Annotated in this window: 4 protein-coding genes; 3 read left to right on the top strand and 1 reads right to left on the bottom strand. The window is 72.4% G+C overall.

The window, feature by feature from the left end:
* Positions 1 to 88: 88 nt before the first annotated feature.
* The 3 genes from L1885_RS20440 to L1885_RS20430 all read left to right on the top strand — a co-directional run bounded on the left by L1885_RS20440 (position 89) and on the right by L1885_RS20430 (position 5385).
* On the top strand, positions 89 to 1312 hold the full coding sequence (locus L1885_RS20440) for a sensor histidine kinase (protein ID WP_235798614.1): 1224 nt from the start codon (positions 89 to 91) through the stop codon (positions 1310 to 1312).
* Positions 1309 to 1995, top strand: a complete 687-nt coding sequence (locus tag L1885_RS20435; protein ID WP_235798613.1) for a response regulator — start codon at positions 1309 to 1311, stop codon at positions 1993 to 1995. The genes L1885_RS20440 and L1885_RS20435 overlap by 4 nt, the downstream gene beginning before the upstream one ends.
* Positions 1996 to 2235: 240 nt before the next feature.
* Positions 2236 to 5385 (top strand): efflux RND transporter permease subunit, encoded by a 3150-nt coding sequence (locus L1885_RS20430; protein ID WP_235798612.1) that lies wholly within the window; start codon positions 2236 to 2238, stop codon positions 5383 to 5385.
* 116 nt (positions 5386 to 5501) lie between these two features.
* Here the strand turns inward: L1885_RS20430 and nadA are convergent, their stop codons facing one another.
* On the bottom strand, positions 5502 to 6689 hold the full coding sequence (gene nadA / locus L1885_RS20425; protein ID WP_235798611.1) for a quinolinate synthase NadA: 1188 nt from the start codon (positions 6687 to 6689) through the stop codon (positions 5502 to 5504).
* Between the last annotated feature and the right edge of the window lie 286 nt (positions 6690 to 6975).

Raw genomic sequence — 6975 nt, 5'->3', positions numbered from 1 at the left:
CGCCGGAGGACAGCGGCACGCGGCAGCGCCCCCCGCCCCGCCCCGACCCGGCGGGCCCGGGGACCGGGAACCCGGACGCTCGGGCCGCCTGGGTCGGGCCCGCTGCTGGTCGCGCGCCCATCCCACGGCGCCCGACGCGGCCATCGCCCTCGTGGTCCTCGTCTGCATGCTCGTCGCGGCGTTCGCGCGCCCGCGCGGCGGCCGCGGTTTCACCACGCCCATCGAGGTGCACCCGCCGAGCGTGCTCGGCGTCGTGCTGATGGTGCTCGCCGCCGGAGCGCTGCTGCAGCGCAGGCACCACCCGCGCAGCGTGCTGTTCGCGACCGTCGCGCTGACCGTGCTCGACTTCGCGATGGGCCGGCCCAGCTCGCCCGTCGCGTTCACCGTCGTCGTGGCCCTGTTCACCCTGGCCGCGGGCAGCGACCGGCCGACCACCTGGCGGGTCGGGCTGCTGACCATGGGCGTGCTCACCGGGGCGGCCATGGCCCTGAGCTCCGAACCCTGGTACTCCCAGCAGAACCTGGGGGTCTTCGCCTGGACGGGCATGGCGGCCGCCGCGGGCGACGCCGTGCGCAGCCGGCGGGCCTTCATCGACGCCATGCGGGAGCGCGCCGAACGGGCCGAGCGCACCCGCGAGGAGGAGGCGCGCCGCCGCGTCGCCGAGGAGCGGCTGCGCATCGCCCGCGACCTGCACGACGTCGTCGCCCACCACATCGCGCTGGTCAACGTCCAGGCGGGCGTCGCGGCGCACGTCATGGACAAGCGCCCCGACCAGGCCAAGGAGGCGCTGGCGCACGTCCGCGAGGCCAGCCGCAGCGCCATCGACGAGCTGCGCGCCACCGTCGGCCTGCTGCGCCAGTCCGGCGACCCGGAGGCGCCGACCGAGCCGGCCCCCGGACTCGGGCAGCTGGAGGCGCTCGCCGAGACCTTCCGCACCGCCGGCCTGCCGGTGCGCCTGCTCGTCGCGGACGTGCTCGTCGCGGACGGGGCGCCGCGGCTGCCCGCGGCCGTGGGCCTCGCCGCGTACCGCGTGGTCCAGGAGGCCCTGACGAACGTGGGCAAGCACGCGGGCACCTCCGCCGCCGCTGAGGTCAGCGTCGTGCGGGCCGTCTCGGGCATCGAGGTCACCGTCCTCGACGACGGCGGGTCGGGCCCCCGCGAGCCGGCTCCCGGCGGCGGGCACGGCCTGCTCGGCATGCGGGAGCGCGTGACCGCGCTCGGCGGGAGCCTCGTCGCGGAACCCCGCTACGGCGGCGGCTTCCGCGTGCAGGCGATACTGCCGGTGCAGCCACGACAACAGGAGCACGCGTGACGATCAGGGTCCTTCTGGCGGACGACCAGGCACTGTTGCGCAGCGCCTTCCGGGTCCTCGTCGACTCCGAGCCGGACATGGAGGTCGTCGCGGAGGCAGCCGACGGCGCCGAGGCCGTCGCGCTCGCCCGCTCCGAGAAGGCCGACGTGGTCCTCATGGACATCCGCATGCCGGGCACCGACGGGCTCGCCGCCACCCGCATGATCAGCGCCGATCCCGAACTCGACGGCGTGCACGTGGTCATGCTGACGACGTTCGAGGTCGACGAGTACGTGGTGCAGTCGCTGCGCGCGGGCGCGTCGGGTTTCCTCGGCAAGGGCGCCGAGCCGGTGGAACTGCTGAACGCGATCCGGATCGCCGCGGCCGGCGAGGCGCTCCTGTCACCGCTCGCCACCAAGGGCCTGATCGCCTCGTTCCTCGCGCAGGGCGGTGCGGACGACCAGCGGGACGGCTCGGCCGCGCACGCGCGGCGGCTGGCCGCGCTGACCGTGCGCGAGCGGGAGGTGCTCGGCCTGGTGGCGGGCGGCCACTCCAACGACGAGATCGCCGAGCGCCTCGCCGTCAGCCCGCTCACCGTGAAGACCCACGTCAACCGCGCCATGGCCAAACTGGGCGCTCGCGACCGGGCGCAATTGGTCGTATTCGCGTACGAATCGGGCCTGGTGCGTCCGAGGGTGGAGTAGCGCTCCGCCGTCGCGTACTCCAGGCGCGGTACGCGGCCGGCACCGGAAATGGACCTGCGGCGGACGGAAACGCCCCTTTCCATGCCTGATCGTGTATGAGGGGCCGGATCGGCGACCGCACCCCGACGGCCGGCCGGCACGCAGCCCGTGCCGCCCCGCCCACCTGCCGCTTCACGCGGACGCGCAGACGCAGCACGCACGTACACGCCGTACGCAGCACGCACACAGAAGAGAGACCCCATGTCCTGGCTGTCCAGGTTCAGCCTCAGACAACGGGCCCTAGTCGGCCTGATGTCGATCATCGCCCTCGTGTTCGGCGCGATAGCGATACCCCAGCTGAAGCAGCAGCTGCTGCCGCCCATCGACCTGCCGCTGGTGTCGGTGGTGGCTCCCTACCAGGGCGCGTCGCCCGACGTGGTGGAGAAGCAGGTGGCCGAGCCGCTGGAGAACGCCATGAAGGCGGTCGACGGCGTCAGCAGCGTCACCTCGACCTCCAGCGAGGGCAGCGCCACCGTCGTCGCGAGCTTCGGCTTCGGCCAGTCCGGCACCAAGCAGCTCGTCGCCGACATCCAGCAGGCCGTCAACCGCGCCTCCAACCAGCTGCCCCAGAGCGTCGACCCGCAGGTCGTCGCGGGCTCCACGGACGACCTGCCGACGGTCGTGCTCGCCGTCACGGGCGGCAAGGACCAGCAGGCACTCGCCGACCGGCTCGACCGCACGGCCGTGCCCGAGCTCCAGGACATCGACGGCGTCGGCCAGGTCACGGTCGACGGTGTGCGCGACCTCCAGGTCGCCGTCACGCCGGACCCGAAGAAGCTCGCCGCGGCGGGCCTGAGCACGCAGTCCGTCTCCGACGCGCTCAAGGCCGGCGGCGTGCCCGTCCCGGCCGGATCGTTCGCGGAGGACGGCAAGAGCCGCACCGTGCAGGTCGGCACCGGCTTCACCTCGCTGAGCCAGATCAAGAACCTCGAGGTCGCCCCGCAGGCCGCGCCCGGCACCGCCCCCGGCAAGCCCGTCCGGCTCGGCGACATCGCCACCGTCGCGCAGAAGCCGGCCCCCGAGACCTCGCTGACCCGCACGGACGGCGAGCCGAGCCTCGCGGTCAACATCACCATGGACTCGCAGGACGGCAGCGCCGTCTCGATCTCCAAGGCGGTCTCGGACAAGCTGCCCGGCCTGCGGGAGCAGCTCGGCTCCGGCACGAAGGTCGTCGTCGCGAGCGACCAGGGCCCCGCGGTCTCCAAGTCGATCTCCGGACTGACCACGGAGGGCGCCCTCGGCCTGCTCTTCGCGGTCATCGTGATCCTGCTGTTCCTGGCGTCGCTGCGCTCGACGCTCGTCACCGCCATCTCCATCCCGCTGTCCGTCGTCATCGCCCTGATCGTGCTGTGGATCAACGGCGAGACGCTGAACGTCCTCAGCCTCGGCGGCCTGACCATCGCCATCGGCCGCGTCGTCGACGACTCGATCGTGGTCCTGGAGAACATCAAGAGGCACCTCGCCTACGGCGAGGAACGCCACAGCGCCATCGTCGACGCGGTCCGCGAGGTCGCGGGCGCGGTCACGGCCTCCACGCTGACGACCGTCGCGGTCTTCCTGCCGATCGGCCTCGTCGGGGGCATCGTCGGCGAGCTGTTCGGCTCGTTCTCGCTGACCGTGACGGCCGCGCTGCTGGCCTCGCTGCTCGTGTCGCTGACGGCCGTGCCCGTCTTCTCGTACTGGTTCCTCCGGGCCCCCAAGGGCGCCAAGGGCCTCGGCGAGGAGGAGGCCCGCCGCAGGGCCGAGGAGAAGGAGAGCAACAGCCGGCTCCAGCGCACGTACGTGCCGGTGCTGCGCTGGGCCACCCGCAAGCGCCTCACCAGTGTGCTCATCGCCGTGGTGATCCTCGTCGGCACGCTCGGCATGTCGAGCTTCCTGAAGACCAACTTCTTCGACAACGGCGACCAGGACGTCCTGTCCATCAGCCAGAAGCTGGCGCCCGGCACCAGCCTCGCCGCCACGGACGACGCCGCGAAGAAGGTCGAGAAGGTCCTCGCCGGCATGGACCAGGTGAAGGACTACCAGGTCACCGTCGGCACCTCCGGCTTCCAGGCCGCCCTCGGCGGCGGCGCGGGCACCAACCAGGCCAGCTACCAGGTGACCGTCAAGGACGCCTCGCAGTACGCGAAGACGCAGAGCGCCATCGAGAGCAGGCTGCGCGGCGTCAAGGGCATCGGGGACACGACCGTCTCCGCGGGCGGCGGCTTCGGCAGCCAGGACCTCAGCGTCACCGTCAAGGCGGGCGACTCGGCGACCCTGAAGAAGGCGTCCGACCTGGTCACCTCGGCGGTCGGCACGCTGCACGACGTCACCGACGTCAGCAGCGACCTGTCGCAGTCCATCCCGCGCATCTCCGTCACGGCCAACGACAAGGCGGCCGACGCCGGGTTCAGCAACGCGACGCTGGGCGCCGCCGTGGCGCAGGCCGTCAGTGGCACCAAGTCCGGCACGGCGGTCCTCGACGACACCGAGCGGGACGTCGTCGTCACCTCCAAGCAGCCCGCGACGACCGTCGCGCAGCTCAAGGACCTGCCGCTCGGCCCGGTGAAGCTCGGTCAGATCGCCGACGTGAAGGTCGTGCCCGGCCCCGTCTCCATGACCCGGATCGACGGCAACCGCGCGGCGACGGTCACCGCGCGCCCGACCGGCGACAACACCGGCTCCGTCAGCACCAAGCTCCAGTCCAAGATCAAGGCGCTGAAGCTGCCGTCGGGTGCCACCGCCTCCATCGGCGGCGTGACGTCCGACCAGAACGACGCGTTCAAGAAGCTCGGCCTGGCCATGCTGGCCGCCGTCGCGATCGTCTTCATGCTGCTGGTCGGCACGTTCCGCTCGCTGGTGCAGCCGCTGATCCTGCTGGTGTCGATCCCGTTCGCGGCGACCGGCGCACTCGGCCTGCTGCTCGTGACCGGCACCCCGCTCGGCGTGCCCGCCATGATCGGCATGCTGATGCTGATCGGCATCGTGGTCACCAACGCGATCGTGCTGATCGACCTGATCAACCAGTACAGATCGCGCGGCCTCGGCGTGGTCGAGGCGGTCGTCGAGGGCGGCAGGCACCGTCTGCGGCCGATCCTCATGACGGCCCTCGCGACGATCTTCGCCCTGCTCCCGATGGCGCTCGGCGTCACCGGCGAGGGCGGCTTCATCGCCCAGCCGCTCGCGGTGGTCGTGATCGGCGGCCTGATCTCCTCGACGCTCCTGACCCTGCTGCTCGTGCCGACGCTCTACGCGATGGTCGAACTGCGCAAGGAGCGCCGCGCGAAGAAGAAGGCGGCCAAGGCCGGCGGCGACGCCCCGCGGCGGCCCGAGGCGTCCGGCGAGCGCGCCCGCGAGGACGCGCACGCCTGATCTGCGGCCCGCTGACCCGCGGCCCGCACGCGAAAGGGGCGTGCCCCCGGTGGAATCCACCGGGGGCACACCCCTTCCTGCTGCCGGGGCGGCGGCGCCGCGGGCCCGTCGCCCGGCTACGGCAGGGCGAGCATCTGCTCCAGCGCGACCTGGGCGTAGTGGGCGGTGTCGGCGTCGACCGTGATCCGGTTGATCTCGTTGCCGTCCGCGAGCGACTCCAGCGTCCACACCAGGTGCGGCAGGTCGATGCGGTTCATGGTCGAACAGAAGCACACCGTGCGGTCCAGGAAGACGATCTCCTTGTCCTGCGGGGCGAACCGGTTCGCCAGCCGCCGCACCAGGTTCAGCTCGGTGCCCACGGCCCACTTCGAGCCGGGCGGCGCCGCCTCCAGCGCCTTGATGATGTACTCCGTCGAGCCCACCTCGTCGGCCGCCGCGACCACTTCGTGCCGGCACTCGGGGTGCACCAGGACGTTGACGCCCGGTATGCGGGCGCGGACCTCCTCGACCGAGTCCAGCGAGAAGCGGCCGTGCACCGAGCAGTGGCCGCGCCACAGGATCATCTTCGCGTCGCGCAGCTGCTGCGCGGTGAGCCCGCCGTTCGGCCGGTGCGGGTTGTAGACGACGCAGTCCTCCAGGGACATGCCGAGGTCGCGCACGGCCGTGTTGCGGCCGAGGTGCTGGTCGGGCAGGAAGAGCACCTTGTCGCCCTGCTCGAAGGCCCAGTTCAGCGCGCGCTCGGCGTTCGAGGAGGTGCAGATCGTCCCGCCGTGGCGGCCCGTGAAGGCCTTGATGTCGGCCGAGGAGTTCATGTACGAGACGGGCACGACGCCGTCGGCCACGCCCGCCTCGCTCAGGACGTCCCAGCACTCCTCGACCTGCTCGGCCGTCGCCATGTCGGCCATGGAGCAGCCGGCCGCGAGGTCCGGGAGGACCACCTTCTGGTCCGGGCCCGTCAGGATGTCCGCGGACTCGGCCATGAAGTGCACGCCGCAGAAGACGATGTACTCGGCACCCGGCCGCGCCGCCGCGTCCCGCGCGAGCTTGAAGGAGTCGCCGGTCACGTCCGCGAACTGGATGACCTCGTCGCGCTGGTAGTGGTGGCCGAGCACGAACACGCGGTCGCCGAGCCGGTCCTTGGCTGCGCGGGCGCGCGCCACGAGGTCCGGGTCGGAGGGGGCGGGCAGGTCGCCGGGGCACTCGACCCCCCGCTCGCTGCGCGGGTCTGCGTCCCGGCCGAGCAGCAGCAGCGCCAGGGGCGTGGGCTGCACGTCGAGTTCCGTAAGGGGATGGGCCGTGGTCACGTCACGCACCCTTTCTTCTCTGCGGACCGGAGTCCTGCGTCGCGCCTTTTCGTCGGATTGACGCTATCTATCATATCCGCTTCGCGTCACTTTGACGATGCCGATACCGTCGATGTGACGCGATCCCGCACGGGTGCGGGTCGCCTCGGCGGGCCTTCCGGAGCCTTCTCCGGGCGGCCCCCGGGCCGGCCCCGGGCCCGTTCACCGGCCTGCCGCGGCGCGCCCGGCCGGCGCCCCGCCACCCGTTTCCGGCCGGTCAGGGCGCCTCGCCCGAACGGGCCCGGGC

It is taken from the genome of Streptomyces fuscigenes (assembly GCF_021556455.1).
GTDB classification, from domain to species: Bacteria; Actinomycetota; Actinomycetes; order Streptomycetales; family Streptomycetaceae; genus Streptomyces; species Streptomyces fuscigenes.
Note: the sequence above shows the minus strand (reverse complement) of the source record. Positions and strands in the feature narration are given on the sequence as shown.